The organism is Chryseobacterium sp. FR048 (genome assembly GCF_056844665.1).
Map to the genome: position 1 here is coordinate 16,132 of NZ_JBXDSE010000016.1, position 22,307 is coordinate 38,438.

Consider the following 22,307-nt stretch of genomic DNA (forward strand, 5'->3'; position numbering starts at 1 on the left):
TCGTTTAGTTGATTACATCGAATCTAGCATATTCAGCAATCTTCTTAGGAAGTTTAATTCCTTCCGCAGTCTGATTGTTCTCTAGCAACGCAGCCATAATTCTTGGCAATGCCATTGCTGAACCGTTCAGCGTGTGAACCAACTGAGACTTACCATCTGCTTTATAACGGCACTTCAATCTATTGGCCTGGAATGTTTCAAAGTTGGAAACAGAGCTTACTTCCAGCCACATTTCCTGTGCAGCACTCCATACTTCAAAGTCGTAAGTCATTGCAGAAGCAAAACCTGTATCACCACCGCAAAGTCTTAACACTCTGAAAGGTAATTCAAGGTCTGTAAGGATTTCTTTGATGTGCTCTACCATTTCTTCCAAAACAGCATAAGAATTTTCAGGTTTCTCAATTCTTACAATCTCTACTTTTTCGAACTGGTGAAGACGGTTTAATCCTCTTACGTGAGCTCCATAGCTTCCCGCTTCTCTTCTGTAACATTGAGAGAAAGCCGTATTCTTTACCGGAAGGTCTTTTTCATCAAATAAAACATCACGGTAAAGGTTGGTTACAGGAACTTCTGCCGTAGGGATCAGATATAATTTATCTTCGTTGATATAGTACATTTGACCTTCTTTATCCGGCAACTGACCTGTTCCGAATCCTGATGCTTCATTCACTACGTGAGGCGGGTTTACTTCCGTATATCCTTTATCAACATTTTTGTCCAGGAAATACTGAACCAAAGCTCTCTGCAATCTTGCTCCTTTTCCTAAATAAACAGGGAAACCTGCTCCGGCAATTTTTACGCCCAATTCAAAATCGATCAGGTTGTATTTTTTGGCCAGCTCCCAGTGAGGAATTGCTCCTTCACCAAGACCTTCTACAGGGTGAGACTGGAAGATGATTTCGTTGTCATCTGCAGAAGCACCACTTTTCACCAATTCATTTGGAATATTAGGAAGCTGATACAGGATATTAAGAAGATCTGTTTCTTTTACCTCCAGCTGAGATTTCAATTCTGAGCTCGACTCTTTATACTGTGCTGTTTTAGATTTTGCAGATTCCGCCTCTTCTTTCTTTCCTTCTTTCATCAAAAGTCCAATTTCTTTGGAGATTTTGTTGATCTCGGAAAGCTGGGAATCTAGTTCAAACTGGATTCTTTTTCTTTCGTCGTCAGTAGCAATAGCTTCGTCTACCAACTCAAGATTTTTGAATTGTCTTTTCTTAAGACCTTCTAAAACGCGTTCTTTATTGTCGCGCAAAAAATTGACTTGTAACATTTTATTTAGATGTTAAATATTAGATGTTTAGCTTATAATCAAGCTAACAATTTTACAAATTTAAAATTATTTTGTGACAGTTACCACATTTATTGAATTTGGTGCACCTGCATCTTTGGAAAACACCGGTTTCTGGTTGTATAATACTTCCGAAACCTGGAATACTGTTGGGGTATTTCGATAATGAATTTCAAGCTGGTCCACAGTGGTTTCAGTCGCATTATTTACATTCCTGGAAAGGGTAAGCTGCATTCGGGAATAATAGGTGGTCCCTGCAGAATCAAACTTTTTTCTCTTGGCACCAGAAATATATTCCATATAAAACAGCGAATCTGTAGTCATTTTCAAAGGAATAGTCACAGGTGAAATATCTTTATCTCCCAGCATATCGTTCACAGAAAACGCGGTATAAGAACCTGGCTTTTTTGCATTCAGCAGATCCGGATTGGTACTGTTCTTCATATAAATATTCATGATCTGATCAATCCTCTGCAAAGATTCATCATCACTTTTGCAGCTTATAAGCACAGACATAATCATCAATATACTCCAAAAATATTTCATCATGATACAAAGGTAAAATATTAATCTTTAGACTGCTTCTTTATTTTTCAAAATATTTCTGATACCATAATTCAAAAGTGACCAACTGCCAGATTTTCACCCAATCGTATTCATGCTCCTGGTGATTCCACCATTCATCAATCACTTCAGCCCTAAAAAAATCTCTTTGTTTTAGGCTTTCTAAAGTTTCCGTAATAAAATCCCGAACTTTTTTTTCTTTTTTAAGGAAGTAATGTACCGGAAAAGAAAATCCTCTTTTAGGCATATTCAAAACTTCTGATGGAAGATATTTTTCCGCTGTTTTTCTTAATAAAGGCTTATTGATCATCCCGTTGAACCTGATTTCCTCCGGTAAGGCAGCCACATAATCAATCAGTTTATTACTTAGATAAGGATACCGGAATTCTACTCCGTATTTCATGGCACTCAGGTCATCCCGGAAAACATGATGGGAAGACAGGGAATACTTCATGTCATATTCAAAATATCCTGAATAATCTTTTGATTCTGAAGCATAATACTCTGAAAGATCTGTGCTGATCTTAGTGTAAATTTCAGTTTTTAAAACATTTTTTACCTGAAGAGGCCTCATACTGATCTGGCTCTGACGAAAAAAATCAAACATCGCCTCCTGGGAAAAATAATTTTTTACTCTTTGTGAGAACTGATCTTTCGTAAAGATCAAAGGCTTTATAAAATTAAAATTTCTCATCAAAAGCCACCTCTTAAGTTTCAGGGTATGCGAATAGCCTCCAAAAAGTTCATCGGCACCATTTCCGCTCAATACAACTTTGAAGTCTTTATCATGAGCATATTTTGCAGCATTGATCAATACTTCGAAACTGCTGTAAGGCTCTTCAAAATGCTGGATATTTTCTTTGAGCTGATCCAGTGCTTCTTTATCACTTATTTCTTTTATCTGGTGTGAAACGTCAAAATGCCTGGCTGCCAGTGAAGCTTTTTCCACTTCCTCTTCAGAAAACGGATAAGATATGGTGTAGGCATTGATATTTTGATTGAACGGCTTTGATTTTGAAGCAATTAAGGTAGAATCTATTCCTCCACTCATCATGACAGCAACAGGAACATCTGCATATAACTGTTCAGATATACTTTCAGACAATAGTCCGTCAATTTTCTTCACGGCTTCTTCTTCAGAAATATTTACAGTACATTTAGCAGGCAAATTCCAGAACTTCTCTTTTGTAATGGTCCGATCTTTTAAGCCGATAGTCATAAAAGAGGCAGGCTCAAGAGAAAATATATTCTGAAAACAGGTTTGCGGGGCTAATGTAGTCTGAAAAAGGAAATTAGTATAGACTCCGTTCCAGTTGACTTCCGGATTGACCCATTCATTCTTCAAAATTGCTTTTATTTCTGAAGCCCAAACAATTCCCTTTTCGTTCTGATGGTAAAAAAGAGGCTTCATTCCCACTCTGTCTCTTGCCAGAATAAGCTTTTGCTCCATAAGATCAACGATACAAATAGCAAACATTCCATCCAGTTTTTCAAACACTGAATTTCCCCACTGCTGATAAGCTTTCAGAATCACTTCAGTATCGGAAGTACTTATAAAGAGATGCCCAAACGCCTCAAGCTCTGCTCTAAGCTTTTTGAAATTGTAAATTTCTCCGTTGAATGTAATAATGATTTTCTCATCTTCAGAAAGCATTGGCTGATGCCCTTTTTCAGAAAGATCAACAATTGATAACCTTCGGAAACCCAATGCAATATCGGACTGCATTTCTCCTAAGACCGGAAATTGATCTTTTACTTTTTGGGTAGAATCATTCCCGGAAAATGAAGTTCCTTCGTGATTATGATACAGCCAGAACCCTTCATCATCTGGCCCGCGGTGCCTGATGGCCTGATTCATCTTCAGGATATTCTGAGAAGAAATACTTTTTTGAAATGAATAATAACCGCTGATTCCGCACATAATAAGACTTAATAGATTTGTAAAAATAAGGAAATGACTTTATTTAATAGAAATCAGGCTTACAAATCGGTAGAAAAAGAATGAGAACTGAAGCAAGAGGTTTTTATAGACACAAAGTTTTATTTTGTTTATGTTATATTTTTAAGGGTGCTAAGAGAGAATCGATTTCTAATCGATCTGATGAAGCTTTATATCTATGCGTACGCTTCGTAAGAATCAATGAAGTTGATTCCATCTTTGCTCACTTAAAATATTACACTATGAGAAGTAAAACTTTGCGTTAAAAAAAGCATCTTCAATCTTATTAAGAAACGCTTCATACTCATCCAGCAGAAGAATATTATTTTTTTAAAAATTTAGCTCTTAAAAGCTGTACTTCTTCTTTTGAAATCATATAATCCTTCAGCCTGAACGGTGTAGTTCTGTAGAATTTTCTGAATAACAGGAAAGCCGAAACCAGATAAGAAGCTGTCGTTGCTATACAAGCTCCCAGAATTCCCCATTTGGGTATGGCAATGAAAGAAAAAATAAGTGTCACCACAAGTCCCACTAATGATTTGATGTTCAGAATTTTCAACTCTCTGATTCCTGAGAAATAATGTCCTACCATATCACTCACAGCAATCGCAAAAATCCCCGGAGATAAAAGAAGCATGATCTCTTTGGTATCCTTAAATTCTTTCCCGAAAATCAACACATAGACCTCTGAAGGGATGACCAGAATTCCCAAAATAAAACCTAACATCAGAATGACCGTCAGTTTAATTGAAGATTTGGTTTTTTCTATAGATTCTTCCCTGCTTTTGCTGTTGACCACATCAGAGTATAAAACGACAGCAATACTTCTTGTAATTGTCCATATCGCTTCTGAAAAGGTGACCCCGATCGAAAAAATTCCTACGCTGGCAATGCCTTCAAAATATTCCAGAAAATAAAATGAAAGTCTGTAATTCAGAAACTGCACAAAGGCGCTCAACTGGGTTTTCCAGCCATATTCGAACATATTCCTCGCAACTTCTCTGGAGAATGAAACCTCTGAAATATTACATTTTTTAATGATCTGAAAGAAACTCGTTATAAAAAGAAGAGCCAGGCAGCCGATCTGTGCAAGAAAATATACTGAAACCTCTTTTTGATGGAACCCATATACCAGCACTCCTATAAAAATAATATGAACCAGCTGTTGCAAAACAGTATAGACATTAAATTTTCTAATATTCTGTGTCCCAACAAACAAGCTTATATTGGTTGATAACAGGGATGAGAAAACAGAAATTCCGATCAGATGCAAAAGATACCCGCTCTGAACTGAGGTAAAACTAAACAGAAAAGGGACTAAAAGTCCTATAAAAACAGACCAGAGGTATGCATATAGTAAAATCTTCTCTATCTTAAATCTTGAAGCAAAATACGAGGCACTGCTCCCGGAAAATATACTGCTGAAAAAGCTTACCGCAGCCGCATTGGCGATGACAATAGAAATAGTTCCCTTTCCCTCACTTCCCCACATATTCGTAGAATAGATCACCAACCCGAAGCTGAGCACCAGGATAAGAAAGCGGGAAACGAAAGTTTTAATGATGGTAAGCGGCATAATAATTATCTTTCAACAGATCTTTTCACAAAATCTACAAATGAGTTCTTTATCAGCCCCCAATTGTACTTCTCTTTAAATTCTTTCTTCGCATTGAGTGCATGTGTATGGTAGAGCTCTTGATTCTCTGCATAATTGATGATCAGTTCTGCAACGGCATCTGCATCCTGTGGATTTACCAGATACCCAAAAGAAAGACTTCCCATATGTTTCCGGATTCCTTTAAGATTTGAATAGATCACCGGCTTACCTGCTCCCATAAAATAAAAAAGTTTGATGGGCAAAGAGTGGTTATTCTCAAAATTGATTTCCCTGAGATCGAAACAGAGATCTGCATCAGCAAAGACTTCTGTGAACTTCTCGAAAGAGGTTGGTTTTCTGATTTCAATGTCGGTAAAAGAATAGTGTTCAAGCAATTCTGAAAAATAGGCTTTGTCACTTTCCTGAGGAGAAGATCCTACGATTAAAATGCTGATTTTTAATTCAGGGACCTTTTGACGGACCTTATCTACGGCCTCAAAGAAATTACCAATTCCTTTCTCTTTTGAAATCTGTCCTGTATAGCAAAGGGTAATCTCCCCGGAAACTGGTTCTTTGATATTTTCCTTGATATACTCCGGATCCGGGTAATAAGGAAGGATCATCTGCTTTTTAAACCAGAAAAAATAAGCCAAAGGAAATCTTTTGGTTGCCTCTCCAAAGATAAAGTCAGTGCTCAACCACCCTGCATATAACTGAATAAGAAAAAACTTTATTGCATGAAAGATGCTCACAGGGAACTTATATTTCTCCAGCATAGATATGGAAGGATACCATTCCGTAACATCATAAATACAGCTTATTCTTTTCTCTTTTACCAAGTTTTTTGCAGCCACTACTGCCAAAGGCTCAGAACAGATGATAGAGTCAGGCTGAAAAGCTTCACAGACTTTCCGGAACGTTTCGGTTTTCTTTTCAATACTTTCTTCCAGAACGGCGTAGGATTCAATCTCAATGCCATCAATAATACCTTTGTAATCTGCATATAAACTGCATATTTTTACTTCATACCCATTATCTCTAAGAGCCTTCGCCTGATGATAAAAAATGCGGTCATCATTATAGCTGTGGGAAGTCGTTAAAAAAAGTACTTTAGGCATTAGTTTCTTACTCGAATCTGTACAAAGATACATTAAAACAAAAAAGTGGAAAACCTGTTTCCACTTTATGATTCATAAGCATTTTGTGCTTAGTAGCGTTTATTTTATCGTAGCCGCCCAGCTCTTCTCCAGTGGAAGAAGGAAGTGGCTCAAAAAGTCAAGGTAGGTATTTTTGGAGAAATCAAAAACCTGGATGTCATTCGAAAACTCTCCATTTCTCACCTTTGCTTTAAAGTCCATCAGTTTTAAAGTTTTCACTTCTCCGTTTTCAACAAAACTTGCTTTCATTCTGTCGAAAAGGCCTAACTGATATTCTTCATCAATCTCTCTCATTACTTTTCCTAAAGCATCGATGCTGCATCCGGAAGCCATTTCTTTTTCTTCGTCTACACACACCACGATAAACTGGTTCTTTTCGATTTTAAATGAAGAAGAAAGTGGTTTTCCATGAGCGGCCCACGTAGCAAGGAAGTCAAAAAGCTTTTCTGTAATCGCTTTAGCTTCTTTGGTTTCAAAAGGTCTTGAAGCTGGATATATAATGACTCTGTAGTCGTTGGTTTCTACAATATTGGATTCTTCGATTTTCATAATGTAAATAGTATTTAAAAGACTACGTTATCCTTATTTCCATATCTGTTTGCAGGACAGGAAATTCAGGGATTTCATACTCTATCAATTCAGAAGACAAAATTACACAATTTTCTCGAGTTTAAGATCATTGTATTTTCTGCTCAGAACATAGAGCATCATAATGAACAGCGGAAAAATAAACGGGAAGAAAAATCTCAGTGCCGCAGACTGCGGGAAGAAAAAGAATTTGATATAAACGTTTACCAGGAAAAGAACGGAAATCATTCTCACCCATACATCTTTTGATTTCCAGAAGATCACGGCTATCATGATAGACACCGATAAAGTCACCTTTTTAAAATAGATGATTTTAATGTAAATGATCTCCAGATAATCCATTAAGCTTAACTCAACCGGATGTGTGGAAATAATAGGTCTTCTGTCTATAAATGTATCGTAAAAAACATCTTTCCACCCCGGATAATGGTAAAATTTAATAATAGCCAGATACATCACCAATAGAACACTTCCCTGAATAACATAAGAAATATCAATTTTCTTTTCTTTAAAATAATAGAACAGAAAAACTGCTATTATATACGTTAGGGTAAAGGTAATATAGTCCGGACGGATAAAAGTGATGGTAAAAAGAAGTATAAACATTCCCCATTTACTCCAGTTTTTAATTAACCCAATAATAAAGATCAAAATAAACTGAAAAATGAACATATCCGGTGTGGAAACCGTGGCCATATAAGTCATTGGAGGCAAAAGCATCGCCGCAACGGTCAATAGAACGGCAAGCCAGTATTTTTTCGGAAACAAGAGCTTCAGGATGTAAAAAAACAACAGCCCTGAAATAAAGTAGGAAATAAGACTGACACCCAGAACCGACATTGGTGGGCTCACCCCGAGTTTATAAAAAAGGGTAATAACAAGAATATACCCTACTTTGATTTGAAAATAGGGTAATTGTTCTGTAAAAGACTGGGTATTTTTTGTGAAATACTGCCTCGGTATGTCCCACGGCTTTACGCCGATAACGTCTGCATAGTGTTCTGCAGGAGCCTCTTTTTTTATTTCTTCATAAGTAATGATGCGTACTTTATCCGGTGAGTCCGGGAATTCGGAAGTGTACATACACCCCAGATAGCCCGGCATATCCCAGTCATATACCCTGTTGTTGTAATTCCAAAAGGTAAGAAAGGTAAGTATTGACAGTACAAACAAAAAGGAGAGCCCCCATTTTAGTTTCATAAACCTCTATAAGATGATTATAAATCTTCTGCTTCAGCAAGAAGTTCAACAATATCCTTTACGGCAACTTCAGTATTTTTATTAAAGTGCTTTACCCCATCCGTCATCATCGTATTGCAGAAAGGACATCCTGTTGCAATGACTTTAGGTTCAAAAGATAAAGCTTCTTCTGTTCTTTCAATATTGATGTCTTTGTTTCCTTTTTCAGGCTCTTTGAACATCTGTGCTCCTCCTGCTCCACAACAAAGCCCGTTGGTTTTGCAACGCTTCATTTCTACAAGCTCTGCATCAAGCTTTTCAAGCAGCATTCTTGGTGCTTCATATTCATCATTAGCACGTCCCAAGTAACATGGATCATGGAAGGTAATTTTCTTTCCTTTGAATGCGCCTCCTTCAATTTTCAAACGTCCTTCTTCCATTAAGGTCTTAAGGAATTGGGTATGGTGTACCACTTCAAAATGTCCTCCTAAGCTTGGATATTCATTTTTAAGGGTATTGAAACAGTGTGGACAAGCCGTTACGATTTTCTTTACTTCGTAGGCATTCAGCACTTCAATATTGGTAAGGGCCATCATCTGGAAGACAAATTCGTTTCCAGCTCTTTTCGCAGGATCTCCAGTACAGCTTTCTTCCTGTCCCAGAACTGCAAATTCAACCCCTATTTTATTTAATATTTTGCAAAATGCTTTTGTAATTTTTTTGGCGCGGTCATCGAAACTTCCTGCACATCCCACCCAGAATAAAACTTCCGGGGCTTTTCCTTCGGCAGCATATTCTGCCATTGTTTTTATATTGAAATCCATTCTAAATCAAATTTATCAATATACCAATGTAACAGTTTAGCAATGGTTGTTACATCGTTACATTATTTACATTGTTACATTAATTTTCTGTTGCCCAATTCAGACGGTCTGCCTGGTTATACTGCCAAGGTGCAGCATTGTTTTCCACATTGGTCATCATCAGGTTCAGTTCCTGTGGAGCAGCAGACTGTTCCATTACCAGGAATCTTCTCATTTCAAAGATAATGGAAAGCGGATCAAGCAATACCGGACAAGCATCTGTACAGGCATTACATGTTGTACAGGCCCAAAGTTCTTCTTTTGTGATATAGTCGTTCAATAACTTCTTACCGTCATCAACGAATTTTCCGTTCTTATCGATGTTTCTTCCCACTTCTTCCAATCTGTCTCTGGTCTTCATCAGGATCAATCTCGGAGACAGTTTTTTGCCGGTAATGTTCGCCGGGCAAACAGAAGTACAACGTCCACATTCTGTACATGAATAAGCATTCAGCAATTGTACCTGGTTCAGATCGAAAATATCTTCTGCCCCAAATTTAGATGGAACATCTGCTTCAGCCCCTTCTGCCGGAGCAGCATAAGGATCTGCATTCGGGTCCATCATCAACTTGATTTCTTTGGTTACGGAATCAAGATTGTTGAATTTTCCTTTTTTATCAAGGTTGGCATACCATGTACTTGGAAATGCCAGGATAATATGTAAATGTTTTGAATAATACAGGTAGTTCATGAAGAACAGAATTCCTACAAAGTGGAACCACCATGCTCCTTTTTCTGTAAAATGTAAAAAACCGTTATCAAAATTGAAGATTTCTAAGAACGGAACCAATGTCATCTCACTGATCGGGAAGCTTCCATGTTCCGGTAAAGCTCCTCTCGATTGTAAAATAAAATCTGAAGCATTCATCATAAAGAAAGCCATCATCAGAGCGAATTCAATGATCAGAATCCAGTTTGCATCATTTTTCGGCCATCCGAAAAGTTCTTTCATTGTCAATCTTTTCACTCCGTAAAAATTTCTACGAATAAAGAAAATGACAACCCCAATCACCACTAAAAGTGCCAAAACTTCTAATGTTGCCGTAAAGAAATTATAAAATGTATGTCCGAAAATACTTGATAAAAAACGGTGTGTACCAAATATTCCATCAACAACAATTTCTATTAATTCAATATTAATAATCACAAAACCTACATATACAAAAAGGTGTAAAACTCCTGCAACAGGACGTGCTGTCATTTTACTCTGTCCCATGGCTACACGGGCCATCGTTTCCCAACGTTCTCCTTTTCTGTCGTTTCTATTGATTTCGTGACCTAATCTGATATTTCTGTAGATCTTCTGCAGGCTTTTGGCAAACAGCCCAAATCCGGCCACTAATAAAATCAGAAAAATAATGTTATCGATGTACTGCATAAGGCGTATTAGTCTTTATTGTTTTTACCGAAAACAGAGAAATTGATGTATCTCTTAGGATTCGCTTTCATATCTTCAATCAATGAATTCAGGTTGGAAGATGCTGAGTTCAGATTATTGTAAAGTTGATCATCCTTCATCAGTTTACCTAAACTTCCCTCTCCTTTGTCAATTCCACCAATCACCTGATTAAGCTTTCCTACTGTTGCATCCAGATTGGCAATCGTTGCGTTCAGTTGCTTTGTATCAATGCTTTGTGCAAGATTTCCGTATTTATCCAAAGTTACTTTTCCACTTTGCATCGTAAGGCTTGCATCGTCCAGTACTTTTTGAAGTTTCGGATCATTATGTCCTACCAGGCTGTTTACACTTCCTGCTGTAGTCTGTAATGCACTTACGGTCTTATTAAGGTTGGATAACAAAGCTTTGATTTCTGCTCTGTTTTGGGCATCTACAAGCATATTGGCATTGGTCATCAGAGAGTCTACTCTATGAAGAACCACCTGTAACTGATCTTTTACCGGGCCTACCTGAGAAGAAAGGCTTCCCAATGTTCCCAGTTTAAAAGCACCTTTCAGGGTATCCCCGTCTTTTGCAGTCACCCCACCATACATAAGATTTACTCTCATCTCTTTTCCGGACATTAAGCCTGGTTCAAAGATTTCCAGTGTAGAGTTTTTTGAAAATTCGAATTTGTTGTCGATTGTAATTTTTACGACAAAGTTGATTTTTCCATCTTTTGAGGTCAGAGGAATAATTTTATCCACCTGCCCTACTTTCAGACCGTTAATAGAAACTGCCGAAGACTGTGCCAGGCCTTCTACATTGTCATATTTTGCGTAAAATATATTATCGGTAGTAAAAAGGCTTTTCCCTTTCATAAACTGAAACAACACCACAAAGCCTACAATAGCTAGAAGTGCGATCACACCAGCTTTTAATTCTTTACTGAACTTCACTTGCTAATTTTTTTCTAATAAGCAAATATAATACATTTTAAATAAATCTTTTCCCTTATTGTTCTGCGTTAAATACAAAAAAAAGCGACAAAAAATTTTGTCGCTTTTTTATATCTGTAAAATGTATTTCTTACTGTTGCTGATTTCCGATTTTATTCCAGATTTCGATTCTGAAATCTTCAATATCAGCATTGTCCTGAAGGCTCTTCATCCAAGCCTGTCCGAACATTCCTGCATTTCTCTGAGTAATAGACTCAGTAAACTGCTTAAGGTCTCCAGGTTGTTTGTTTACCGTTTCAGATTTTTTGATCAGAACGTATACTCCTGTTCCACCTTCAACCGGGTTAGAAAGTTTACCTTTTGCAACACCGAATGCTGCACCGGCTACTTTAGGCTCCATAGCTCCGGCTACTGAAGGATTCAATAGGTTTACCTGAGCAGACTGTTTTGAAGTGGCAAATAATTTAGCAATCTGATCTAAGTTTGAAGCTTTCGCTCCAGCAATTTTATCAGAGATTTGTTTTGCAGCCAATTTATTTTTAACAATTACTTCAATCTGGTCTCTTACCGATTCAGGATCTGCAAGACCTGCTTCCTGTTTTCCGTTAAGATAAACTACAATTTTATCACCTGTTCCGTCTACAGTGAAAAGTTCAGTATCTCCTTTAGATCTTTTCTTATCGAAAGCCCAAGCCAGGATCTCACCGTCTTTTTCTGTACCTAAGCCCTGAAGCTGACCTTCAAATCTTTTAGCCGCTTTAGGATTAGTGAACTGATAATTATCTTTCTTAGCAATATTCACGAAATCGTTGAAAGATTTCCCTTGAACCTGCTGAATGAATTTTCTTGATTTTTTATCAGTTTCAGCCTCAGTAGCATCTGAAGGTTTAATTGCTTTCACAAGGTTCGCAACTTTATACCCCATTGATCCTGATTTTTTATCTTCAATATTGATGATATGGTAACCGAACTGAGTTTCTACCACTCCTGTAGCTCCTTTAGGGTTGTTAGCAAGGTAAGTAAGGAATTCCGGAACGAAAGGCGTTTCTGGAGTTGTCCAACCTAAACTACCTCCTTGAGCAGCTGAATTAGGATCGTTAGAAAGTTTAAGGAATTCTGTAAATTTAGCAGGAGTAGCTTTTACAATCGCTCCGATAGAGTCTGCCAATTTCTTAGCCTGCTCTTTGGATCTTGTTACCCCTTCACCTGCAGGGCTTCCTTTGAATGCAATAAGGATATGTCTTGATAAAGTAGAATCTGAAGTCTTTTTACCTACAAGTTTAGAAACTACATAGAAATCCTGCTCTTTATACGGACCGAAAGTCTGTCCAACCGCTGCAGTAGCAATCTGCCCCTGTATTGTAGCCGGCAATTGAGTAGGTTTCACATATTGAGGGTTGAAAGGCATATCAGAATTCGCCATTACAAACATAGAATCGTTTTTCGTATTCTGGAAGTTTTCAGCACCTCCGCTTGCATCAGTTCCTCCTGAGTATAGTTTTGTAATCTCTTTCAATGCTGCTGCATCATCTGCTGCACTAGGCTTCGATGGGAAATATACGATACCGATATTTCTGCTTGGCTCTGCTTTGAACATTACAGGGTGCTTCTTGATGTAGTCTGCAAGATCCTGTGTAGTCACATTGATTTTTGTTTTCTGAAGATAAGCAGCATAATCAACTTTTACGAAGTCGATGTCAGCAAGCTGATCTCTCTGCTTCATCAGTTCTTCAGCTTCTTTCTTACCTGTAGTAATCCCTGCTGAAATATTGGAAAACACCTGTCTTGCCATCAGTCTGTACTCAATAGTCTTTCTTGTTTTCAACCATTGAGAATATCCCTGAGGATTGGTGTTTTGTAATGTTTCAATTTCTTTTTTAAGATCTTGAGTTTTAAAGTTTCCTTTCTCATCAAAGAACTGTTGGTTCTGAGCAAACATCTGATCGTACTGGATCTGACTCCAGAAATAATCATCCGTCATTTCAAAACCTAATTTTTCAAATTGTTGTTTGATAAGTTTGGATTGTACAAGTAACTGCCAAGCCTGCTCCTCAAGACCGTTCTTTGGACGACCTTGCTGCTCAGCCTGCTGCTGCAACACGAAAAGCTGATCATTGAACTCTTCGCGGGTGATTTTCTCACCATTTACTTTTCCTAAAACGTCAGGATTTTTACCAAAAACCTTGTCGATACTATCGGGGTTTACCAGGAACGCCAAAAGCGCTAAGGCTATTACTCCCATTAAAAGCCAAGGCTTACTCCTAATCTGTCCTAAAATTGCCATTTTATAAATTATAGTTTTTTATCAGTTTGCGAAAATACACATTTTTAAGAAATTACAGAAACAGAAGTTCTTTATTTTGATTTTTAATCCAAAGATTATTAAAAAAAGGAAATTTTGACCGTATTTTTTAGCAAAAAACAAATGGCATAAGTATTGTGCATATTTTAAATATTATAATATACTCCACGTTTTCAAAGCATATTATAAGAAATCCTTTTAACGATAAAAAACGAAAATGACAATTTGTCATTCGATTGACTATGACAGAATTTGAAGATATTAGTTTAGAAGAAATGATCAGCGACGGATTTGACATCGTAGCTGAAGAGATCAATCTTTCCGACTTTGCGGAAACTGATCAGAATTCCGAACAGAAAATATTCCCTATACTTCCCGTAAGAAATATGGTAATGTTCCCTAATGTAGTGATTCCCATTACTGCGGGAAGAAAAGCCTCGATACAGCTTCTTGAAGAGGCTCAGAAGAACGGAGATTTCATTGGAATTGTAAGCCAGAGAAATTCAGATCTGGAACAACCTGCAGAAAAAGACATTTACACCACCGGAACTCTGGCTAAGATCATCAAGATCATCAAGTTACCGGAAGGAAATATTACAGCCATCACCAAAGGCTTCCATAGATTCAAGATCAAAAAGATCATTGAAACTCAACCTTATTTCAAGGCAGAAATTTCAAAGCTAAAAGACACTAAACCCAAAAATCAGGAGGAATATGAAGCCTTGCTGGAAAATATCAAAGATCTTGCATTAAAGATCATCGAGCTGGATCCGAATATTCCGAATGCAGCCAACTTTGCCATCAAAAACATCAATAATAATGATGACCTTCTGAATTTTATCTGTACGAATGCCAATTTCTCCTCTTTAGCCAAACAAAAGCTTCTCGAAGAGAAAAGCCTGATGGAAAGAGCCAACAAATGCTATGAAATGATGCATGAGGACTTCAGAAAGCTGGAACTTAGAAGCCAGATCCATCAGAAAACCTCGAAAGATCTTGACAAACAACAGAGAGAATATTTTCTGAACCAACAGATCAGAACGATCCAGGAAGAGCTGGGTGGCGGTCCTGAAAGCGATGTGGAAGATCTTATCAATAAGGCGAAGACTAAAAAATGGAGCCAGGAAGTAGAAGATCATTTCCAGAAGGAAATCAGCAGATTACAGCGTCAGAATCCTAATTCTCCGGATTATAATGTTCAGAGAAATTACCTGGATTTCTTTACCGATCTTCCATGGGAAACGTATACCAAAGATATTTTTGATATTGCAAAAGCTGAAAAGGTTTTAGACAAAGCACATTTCGGACTGGAGGATATTAAAAAGAGAATTTTGGAGCATATGGCTGTTTTGAAATTAAAAAACAACATGAAATCTCCTATCCTTCTATTGGTAGGGCCTCCGGGAGTAGGTAAAACCTCACTGGGGAAATCTATTGCCGATGCTTTAGGAAGAAAATATGTAAGATTATCTCTTGGAGGACTTCATGATGAAAGTGAGATCCGCGGACACAGAAAAACGTACATTGGTGCAATGGCCGGAAGAATTCTTCAGTCTATCAAAAAGTCCGGAACTTCCAACCCTGTGATTGTTCTGGATGAGATTGATAAAATCGGGCAAGGTCTTCACGGAGATCCAAGCTCTGCACTTCTGGAAGTTCTTGATCCTGAACAGAATAAATCTTTTTATGACAACTTCCTTGAAATGGGATACGATCTTTCAAAAGTAATGTTCATTGCAACAGCTAACTCGCTTTCTACAATTCAAACCCCGCTTCTGGACAGAACAGAAATTATTCAGATTGCCGGATACACTCTTGAAGAAAAGATTGAGATTGCTAAAAGACACTTAATCAAAAAACAGCAGGAAGAGAACGGTTTAGATACAAAATCATTTAAGCTTGGAAATGCTGAACTTAAACATATTATAGAAGCCCACACTTCTGAAAGCGGTGTAAGAACCCTTGAGAAAAGAATTGCTTCTATTGCAAGATGGGTAGCTCTTCAAACAGCTCTGGAAAAAGAATATGATTCTAAAATTTCTCTGGAAAAAGTAGATGAAATTCTTGGGGTTCCAAGACCGAAAAGTCTATCTGAGATCACCGGAGTTCCTGGTGTCGTAACAGGTCTTGCCTGGACCAGCGTAGGTGGAGACATCCTCTATATCGAAAGCATTTTAAGCAACGGAAAAGGGGCTCTGACTATGACTGGAAATCTTGGAACAGTAATGAAAGAATCTGCTACAATTGCTTTAGAATACATCAAGGCAAGACATGATGAACTGGGAATTCCGCAGGAGGAACTGGATAAGAAAAACATCCACGTCCATGTTCCTGAAGGAGCCACTCCTAAAGACGGACCATCTGCCGGTATTGCGATGTTGACTTCAATGGTTTCTTCTTTCAAAAATAAGAAAGTAAAACCTCACCTTGCGATGACGGGAGAAATTACTTTAAGAGGAAAAGTTCTTCCTGTAGGAGGAATCAAAGAAAAACTTCTTGCCGCAACAAGAGCTGGCATCAAAGACGTTATTCTTTGTGAAGCCAACAGAAAAGATGTGGAAGAGATCAAAAAAGATTATTTAAAGAATCTGAAGGTACATTATGTCAACAGAATGGAAGAAGTCATTGACATCGCCATTGAAAAGTAACAATCATTCATAACATATCAACTTCTCAATAAGGAAACACGTTCTGATCATCAGAGCGTGTTTCTGTTTTATAGTGACCCTTTCCGCAACCTGGATGGAATAAAATTTGATATGCTGAAAGAAAAACATACACTGATTGAATAAAAAATTCTTCAATTCAGTGGGTTTTTCTTATTTTTATTCCACACTGCAGATTTTAAATTATGAATTTTCTTAGACTTCCTTTCCTTGTTAAGCTTACACTGGTTGTAATTTCCCTTATCGGGATTGGCTATCTTCTGGCATTGGGACAAAGTATATTAGCTCCTTTCTTCCTTGCATTCCTCATGGCAATGCTGTTTTTACCGGCAGCAACCTTTATGGAAAAAAGGCTGAGATTCCCAAGGTCTATGTCTACAATGACTTCGGTTTTTATCATGCTGATGATTCTAGGCGGGATCATTTACTTTTTCACCAACCAATTATCTGATTTCAGTAAGGATCTTCCTCACCTGAGGGAACAGTTTACGACGGTATTCAATAATCTTCAGCACTGGGTTTCCAGAACATTCAATGTAAAAGTGGATGAGCAGGTAGATTATATCAACCAAGGGCTGAATAAACTCCTCTCTTCTTCAGGGGCTATTTTAGGTTTTACTTTCGGAATTTTTTCCACAGGATTTGGGTTTATCATCTTTTTCACCCTGTTTTTTATCTTTATATTAAACTATAGAAGACTTTTGAATAATTTCATTGTTACGGTTTTTAGCGAAAGACATAAAACCAGTGTACAGGAAGCGGTGAATGAGATTAGAATCATGACCAAGAAATACATCTTCGGACTTTTTCTCCAGGTGATTATCGTATCTGTTCTTACCTCCATTCTTCTTACCATTCTGGGGGTAAAATATGCTATTCTTTTAGGGGTTCTTACAGGATTACTGAATGTCATTCCGTATCTGGGAATTTTTATTTCTCTTTTAATTTCCTGTTTTATAGCATTTGCCACGTCCACCCCTTCTACTTGTGTTTATGTTGCTTTAGGATACATTGCCATTCATGCTGTAGACGGCAATATTGTGCTGCCATTTGTTGTAGGCTCAAAAGTAAAGATCAACGCTTTGTTTTCTTTTATAGGCATTCTTTTGGGAGAACATCTTTGGGGGATTGCAGGAATGTTCCTGTGTATCCCGGCTATTGCCATCATTAAGATCATCTGCGAAAGAGTTGATGATTTAAAACCTTGGGGAAGGCTGCTGGGAGAAGAAATAAAACCCAACAAAAAGAAGAAAAGTTATAAGATTTCTAAAAACATTACACTGAAGGAAATGGACTAAATATGAGTAATAGACAATAAGTAATATAATTGACATACTCCTAACTTTAAATAAAAAGACTGCCTTTTTCAAGACAGTCTTTTTATTTTTATGAAAGAGCACAAAGAGGGCTCATTCCGTTCGGACAGGTTTCTGTGCAATATATGTAAGTATGTGAATCCGGGCAATAGCCTTTCTCTACTTCCGGCAACCCTCCGCCAGCACCACCTCCTAAACAAGGATCTCCAGGTGGGATTTTACACGGGCAGCCTATAGGTCCAATATCACATTTTCCAATACCTCCGCCTCCTTGAATTTCTCTCAGGTTCAAACGGTTTAATTTTTTGAGATTTTTCAACATAATTTTTATAGTTTAGTTTGTATCTCAAATATAAATAATAAAATTATCTGAAATTCACCATTAACTTACCATTAACACTAATTATTTATTTTTTTGTTAAAATTCAACCAACGAATCTTATTTTTATTATACATTTGATATTAAATCATCAATCATGAAAATAGTAAAATTCATCTTATGCTTACTTTTCGGGCTTATGTTTATCAATGCTGGATTAAACAAGTTTTTTAATTATATGCCCATGGAAAAACCAACTCCTGAGCAAATGAAACTTTTCGCTGCCTTTGGAGAAATCAGTTGGCTGATGCCATTAGTAGGAACCATAGAGGTCCTTGGCGGATTGCTTTTTATTTTTCCAAAAACAAGAGCATTAGGAGCAATTGTGATCTTACCTGTCATGGTAGGAATTGTCACTCATGTGTTCACAATGGACAAATCTCCCATGGGCATGAGTATCGCCGGAATTTTGTTTCTCATTAATATCTGGATATTGATTGATAACAGAGGAAAATATAAACACTTAGTTTCATAAGGCTATATTTAGGTTATAGATGATAGGTTGCAGGCCGCAGGTATTATAGTGTGCCATTACAATTTATGGTTGTTAATACACTACTACCTATAACCTATCATCTGCTACCTGCTACCTACTACCTCTTCCCTATACAAATGCACTGAATCCGGTAATTGATCGTCCCACAATGAGCGAGTTGATTTCTTTTGTTCCTTCATAGGAATAAATGGCTTCGGCGTCTGCTACAAACCTTGCAACATCGTATTCGAGCAGGATACCGTTCCCGCCCAGCACTTCTCTTGCTCTGGATACAATATCTCTTGTCCTCAAAGTACAGAATACTTTAGCAAGTGAGGCATGCTCATCTTTTAAAATACCTTCATCCTGCATTTCCGATAATCTGAACACCATGGTCTGCATAGCGGTAAGATTAGACAACATTTCTACCAGATGGCCCTGGATCATTTGAAATGATGCGATAGGTCTTCCAAACTGCTCTCTTTTTCGGGTATAATCCAATGCACTTTCATAAGCACCTCGGGCACAACCTGTTGCCATCCAGGCCACTCCTGCTCTTGTCATTCGAAGTACTTTTCCGGTATCTTTAAATGAATTGGCATTCTGCAAACGGTTTTCTTCGGTGACTATACAATCTTTCAGGGTAATCAGCCCGTTCTGAACAATCCTCAAGGCCATTTTTCCTTTGATCTTTTCTACGGAATAGCCCGGATTATCTTTTTCCACAATAAATCCCTTCACCTCTCCACTATCCAGATCTCTTGCCCAGATAATCACCAGGTCAGCAAAAGTGGCGTTTCCAATCCATTTCTTCTGACCATTTAATACCCAGCCGTCAGGTGTTTTTTTGCAGGTTACCGTCAACCCTCCGGCTGCTCCTGAACCTACTTCAGGCTCTGTAAGTCCGAAAGCGCCTATTTTTTCAAACTTCTGCATCTGTGGAAGCCATTTTTGTTTCTGTTCTTCTGAACCGCAGATATAAATGGAACCCATTGCCAACCCTGACTGTACCCCGAAAAAAGTAGCAATAGAAGCATCAATTCTAGCCATTTCCATTGCAATAACACCTTCCATCAGGAAAGGCATTCCCGGACAGCCATAGCCTTCATAGGTAACCCCACAGATATTCAATTTCTGAAATTTCGGGATCAGCTCAAAAGGAAATTCATCTCTGAGCCAATAATGGTTGACCAGAGGTTTTACTTCTTTTTCCATAAAAGCTCTTACCTTGAGCTGAATTTCTCTCTGTTCCGGGCTAAGGGTATGGTAAATATCATAAAAATCACCATCTATAAGTGGTAGTTCTTTCTTTTTCTTCTCCGGATTCAGCATTTTCATAAGTCCGGATAGCTGTTTATCATCCAGTTTTGAGAAATTCTGCATGAGTTTCGGCAAATCTACTTTTTGAGAGATTGCACTCAGCTGATCAAAATCGATCGATTTGAATAATTCTATTGCGTTTCTGATTTTGGAAAATGTATTTGACATCATGAGATCTTGTAGTTTGGTTTGTAAAAGATAAGCAAAAATCACTCCGAAAACAACATCGGAACACAAATATCATTTTACAAAACGCTCAATTTCAACCCGTTAAAATAGAATATTCTCTTTACAAGTTTTTTACTTTCAATTTTCAAGCATTACAAAGAATCCCGGCTGAACTTTGACTCAAGCAAAACATTAAAAAATCTACACTATGAAAACGACTTACATTAAATTATCTCTATCTGCAGTTCTTCTTCTGGGAATTTATTCATGTAAAAAAGGAGAAGTTTCCTCAAAAGATATTGAGGCTTATGCAACAACAGATTCTTCGGCAGCTATTGTATCAGACAGCATTTCATCTGTTGCCAATATGAAAGTAAAAAACAAACAGTTCATCAAGACAGCAGGTGTAGATATGGAAGTAAAGGATGTATATGAAACTACCATTTCTATTGAAAAATCTGTACAGGAACTTGGAGGGTTTGTCACCAACAGCAATCTTCGCAGTACCGTCGTTTCAGAAGATACCTATAACACTTCCAATGAAAAAGCAATGCTGGTCAAAAAATACCAGACAGAAAATACCATGCAGGTCCGCATTCCCACCGAAAAACTGGGTGAACTGCTGACAGCGATCAATAATAACAAACTGTTTTTAAATTCAAGATCTATCAATGCTGAAGATGTGACGGCTAATATCAAATATTCTGAACTGGAAGGAAAAAGAAATCAAAAAACATCAGAAAACATTGATCAACTAAAAGCCAATAAAGACAAAGTAAAACTGGATGATGGTAATATGTCTGAAGGAAATCTTCAGAAGCTTGCCAGCATGAATATGGCTGACAATCTGAAGTACAGCACAATTGACATTTACATCAAAGAGCCTAAACTTCGCATTGCGGAAATCGCCGTTACCAATACTGCAAGTATAGACAATAAGTATCAATACAATTTTATCTATGATGCAAAAGATGGTTTTGTATATGGCTTTTATCTGATTCAGAGAATTGTTGTTGCCCTGATCAACATCTGGCCTCTTTTATTAATCGCTGCCGCTATGATCTATTTCCTAAGAAAAAGAAGAGTATTAAAAGCCGAACAACCTGTTACCAAAGAATAAAACAAACTCCTAGCCAATTGGTTATCATCATAATTTTAGATTTTACAACCTCCTGTTTCCGGGAGGTTTTATTTTTTTTCAAAAAAAACTGTAACGATTGTCATGCCTGTCTTACCTACTGTTTAAAAGAACAGAAAATCAAAAAAAACAATCATATGAAAAATTTAGTAAAACTTGGATTTGCGGCATTAGTATCATTGAACTTCATCACTGCTGCGGCACAGAATAAAAATACAGAAAACAACAGCCTCCTGTGGGAAGTATCCGGAAACGGTCTTTCTAAACCGTCTTATATTGCCGGAACTTTTCATATCTTATGCAGCAAGGATTTTGAAATCAAACCCAAAGTATTGAAAGCACTTGAAAAATCAGACAATTTTGTGATGGAAATCAATTATACAGATCCTAATGAGATGGCGTCACTGCAAAAAATGTATCAGACGGATCAAAAAATATCTGATCAGCTTTCTCCTGATGAAGCCAAAGAACTGAATACACTTCTTGCGGATTATGGCACTAATCTGAAAAGTATAGACTCTTCAAGCCCTCAGGCTCTTTACGCTCTCCTTTCCGCAAAAGCCGTTCCCTGTCCTCAGACCGAGATCAAGCTGTACGAAATGGAACTTCTTCAGAAAGCCATAAAAGATAAGAAAAGCATCAAGGGATTGGAAAAGGTGACAGATCAAATGAAATCAATCAACGAAGCCTATGATCTTAAGAGTATCATTTCACAATTGAAGATGGGGAAAGAATATGAAGCGCTATTCAAAAAGATGATCGAGGCTTTTAAAAATGAAAATGCACAGTCACTTTATACGCTTTTCAAAGATGACAGATTTATGAATGCCCAACAGGAAAAAGCAATGCTTAGCAACAGAAATAAAAACTGGGTAAAGATAATGCCGGAAATCATGAAAAAAGAAGGCTCTTTCTTTGCGGTGGGCGGATCACATCTGATGGGAGAAAACGGAATCATCCCTCTTCTACGATCTCAAGGTTATACTGTAAAAGCCGTATCCAACTTATAATCATAACCAAACCATGAA

Annotated in this window: 18 protein-coding genes; 5 read left to right on the plus strand and 13 right to left on the minus strand. The window is 37.5% G+C overall.

Annotated elements, in window-relative coordinates:
• Nucleotides 1-4: 4 nt before the first annotated feature.
• The 11 genes from serS to AC106K_RS27275 all read right to left on the minus strand — a co-directional run bounded on the left by serS (nucleotide 5) and on the right by AC106K_RS27275 (nucleotide 13,799).
• On the minus strand, nucleotides 5-1,273 hold the full coding sequence (gene serS / locus AC106K_RS27225) for a serine--tRNA ligase (protein WP_482448754.1): 1,269 nt from the start codon (nucleotides 1,271-1,273) through the stop codon (nucleotides 5-7).
• 66 nt (nucleotides 1,274-1,339) lie between these two features.
• Complete coding sequence (locus AC106K_RS27230) at nucleotides 1,340-1,840, minus strand: hypothetical protein (protein ID WP_482448755.1); 501 nt, start codon at nucleotides 1,838-1,840, stop codon at nucleotides 1,340-1,342.
• A 37-nt stretch (nucleotides 1,841-1,877) separates the two neighbouring features.
• Entirely contained in the window at nucleotides 1,878-3,776 is a 1,899-nt protein-coding gene (asnB, locus tag AC106K_RS27235) for an asparagine synthase (glutamine-hydrolyzing) (protein WP_482448756.1), read from the minus strand.
• 340 nt (nucleotides 3,777-4,116) lie between these two features.
• Entirely contained in the window at nucleotides 4,117-5,370 is a 1,254-nt protein-coding gene (locus AC106K_RS27240) for an oligosaccharide flippase family protein (RefSeq protein ID WP_482448757.1), read from the minus strand.
• A 5-nt stretch (nucleotides 5,371-5,375) separates the two neighbouring features.
• Nucleotides 5,376-6,509 (minus strand): glycosyltransferase, encoded by a 1,134-nt coding sequence (locus AC106K_RS27245; protein ID WP_482448758.1) that lies wholly within the window; start codon nucleotides 6,507-6,509, stop codon nucleotides 5,376-5,378.
• Nucleotides 6,510-6,608: 99 nt separating this feature from the next.
• Entirely contained in the window at nucleotides 6,609-7,097 is a 489-nt protein-coding gene (locus AC106K_RS27250; RefSeq protein ID WP_482448759.1) for a hypothetical protein, read from the minus strand.
• 102 nt (nucleotides 7,098-7,199) lie between these two features.
• Nucleotides 7,200-8,336, minus strand: coding sequence for a hypothetical protein (locus AC106K_RS27255; RefSeq protein WP_482448760.1), 1,137 nt, complete (start codon nucleotides 8,334-8,336; stop codon nucleotides 7,200-7,202).
• A 17-nt stretch (nucleotides 8,337-8,353) separates the two neighbouring features.
• Complete coding sequence (locus AC106K_RS27260; RefSeq protein ID WP_047097183.1) at nucleotides 8,354-9,139, minus strand: (Fe-S)-binding protein; 786 nt, start codon at nucleotides 9,137-9,139, stop codon at nucleotides 8,354-8,356.
• A 79-nt stretch (nucleotides 9,140-9,218) separates the two neighbouring features.
• Nucleotides 9,219-10,556 (minus strand): 4Fe-4S dicluster domain-containing protein, encoded by a 1,338-nt coding sequence (locus AC106K_RS27265; protein WP_482448761.1) that lies wholly within the window; start codon nucleotides 10,554-10,556, stop codon nucleotides 9,219-9,221.
• 8 nt (nucleotides 10,557-10,564) lie between these two features.
• Nucleotides 10,565-11,515, minus strand: coding sequence for an MlaD family protein (locus AC106K_RS27270; RefSeq protein WP_482448762.1), 951 nt, complete (start codon nucleotides 11,513-11,515; stop codon nucleotides 10,565-10,567).
• 130 nt (nucleotides 11,516-11,645) lie between these two features.
• Nucleotides 11,646-13,799, minus strand: a complete 2,154-nt coding sequence (locus AC106K_RS27275) for a peptidylprolyl isomerase (RefSeq protein ID WP_482448763.1) — start codon at nucleotides 13,797-13,799, stop codon at nucleotides 11,646-11,648.
• A 260-nt stretch (nucleotides 13,800-14,059) separates the two neighbouring features.
• Here AC106K_RS27275 and lon point away from each other — a divergent pair, with 260 nt between their 5' ends.
• Nucleotides 14,060-16,465 (plus strand): endopeptidase La, encoded by a 2,406-nt coding sequence (lon, locus tag AC106K_RS27280; protein WP_482448764.1) that lies wholly within the window; start codon nucleotides 14,060-14,062, stop codon nucleotides 16,463-16,465.
• A gap of 203 nt (nucleotides 16,466-16,668) precedes the next feature.
• Nucleotides 16,669-17,781, plus strand: a complete 1,113-nt coding sequence (locus AC106K_RS27285) for an AI-2E family transporter (RefSeq protein ID WP_482448765.1) — start codon at nucleotides 16,669-16,671, stop codon at nucleotides 17,779-17,781.
• 88 nt (nucleotides 17,782-17,869) lie between these two features.
• On the opposite strand, the gene AC106K_RS27290 is transcribed toward AC106K_RS27285, so the two are convergent.
• Entirely contained in the window at nucleotides 17,870-18,121 is a 252-nt protein-coding gene (locus AC106K_RS27290) for a hypothetical protein (protein ID WP_047097189.1), read from the minus strand.
• A gap of 154 nt (nucleotides 18,122-18,275) precedes the next feature.
• On the opposite strand from AC106K_RS27290, the gene AC106K_RS27295 reads away from it, so the two are divergent.
• Nucleotides 18,276-18,653, plus strand: a complete 378-nt coding sequence (locus AC106K_RS27295) for a DoxX family protein (protein WP_047097190.1) — start codon at nucleotides 18,276-18,278, stop codon at nucleotides 18,651-18,653.
• 129 nt (nucleotides 18,654-18,782) lie between these two features.
• Here the strand turns inward: AC106K_RS27295 and AC106K_RS27300 are convergent, their stop codons facing one another.
• Nucleotides 18,783-20,141, minus strand: a complete 1,359-nt coding sequence (locus AC106K_RS27300; RefSeq protein ID WP_482448778.1) for an acyl-CoA dehydrogenase family protein — start codon at nucleotides 20,139-20,141, stop codon at nucleotides 18,783-18,785.
• A gap of 208 nt (nucleotides 20,142-20,349) precedes the next feature.
• Between AC106K_RS27300 and AC106K_RS27305 the strand changes: the two genes are divergently transcribed.
• Nucleotides 20,350-21,261, plus strand: a complete 912-nt coding sequence (locus tag AC106K_RS27305) for a DUF4349 domain-containing protein (RefSeq protein ID WP_482448766.1) — start codon at nucleotides 20,350-20,352, stop codon at nucleotides 21,259-21,261.
• A gap of 155 nt (nucleotides 21,262-21,416) precedes the next feature.
• Nucleotides 21,417-22,289, plus strand: coding sequence for a TraB/GumN family protein (locus tag AC106K_RS27310; RefSeq protein WP_482448767.1), 873 nt, complete (start codon nucleotides 21,417-21,419; stop codon nucleotides 22,287-22,289).
• Nucleotides 22,290-22,307 lie beyond the last annotated feature (18 nt).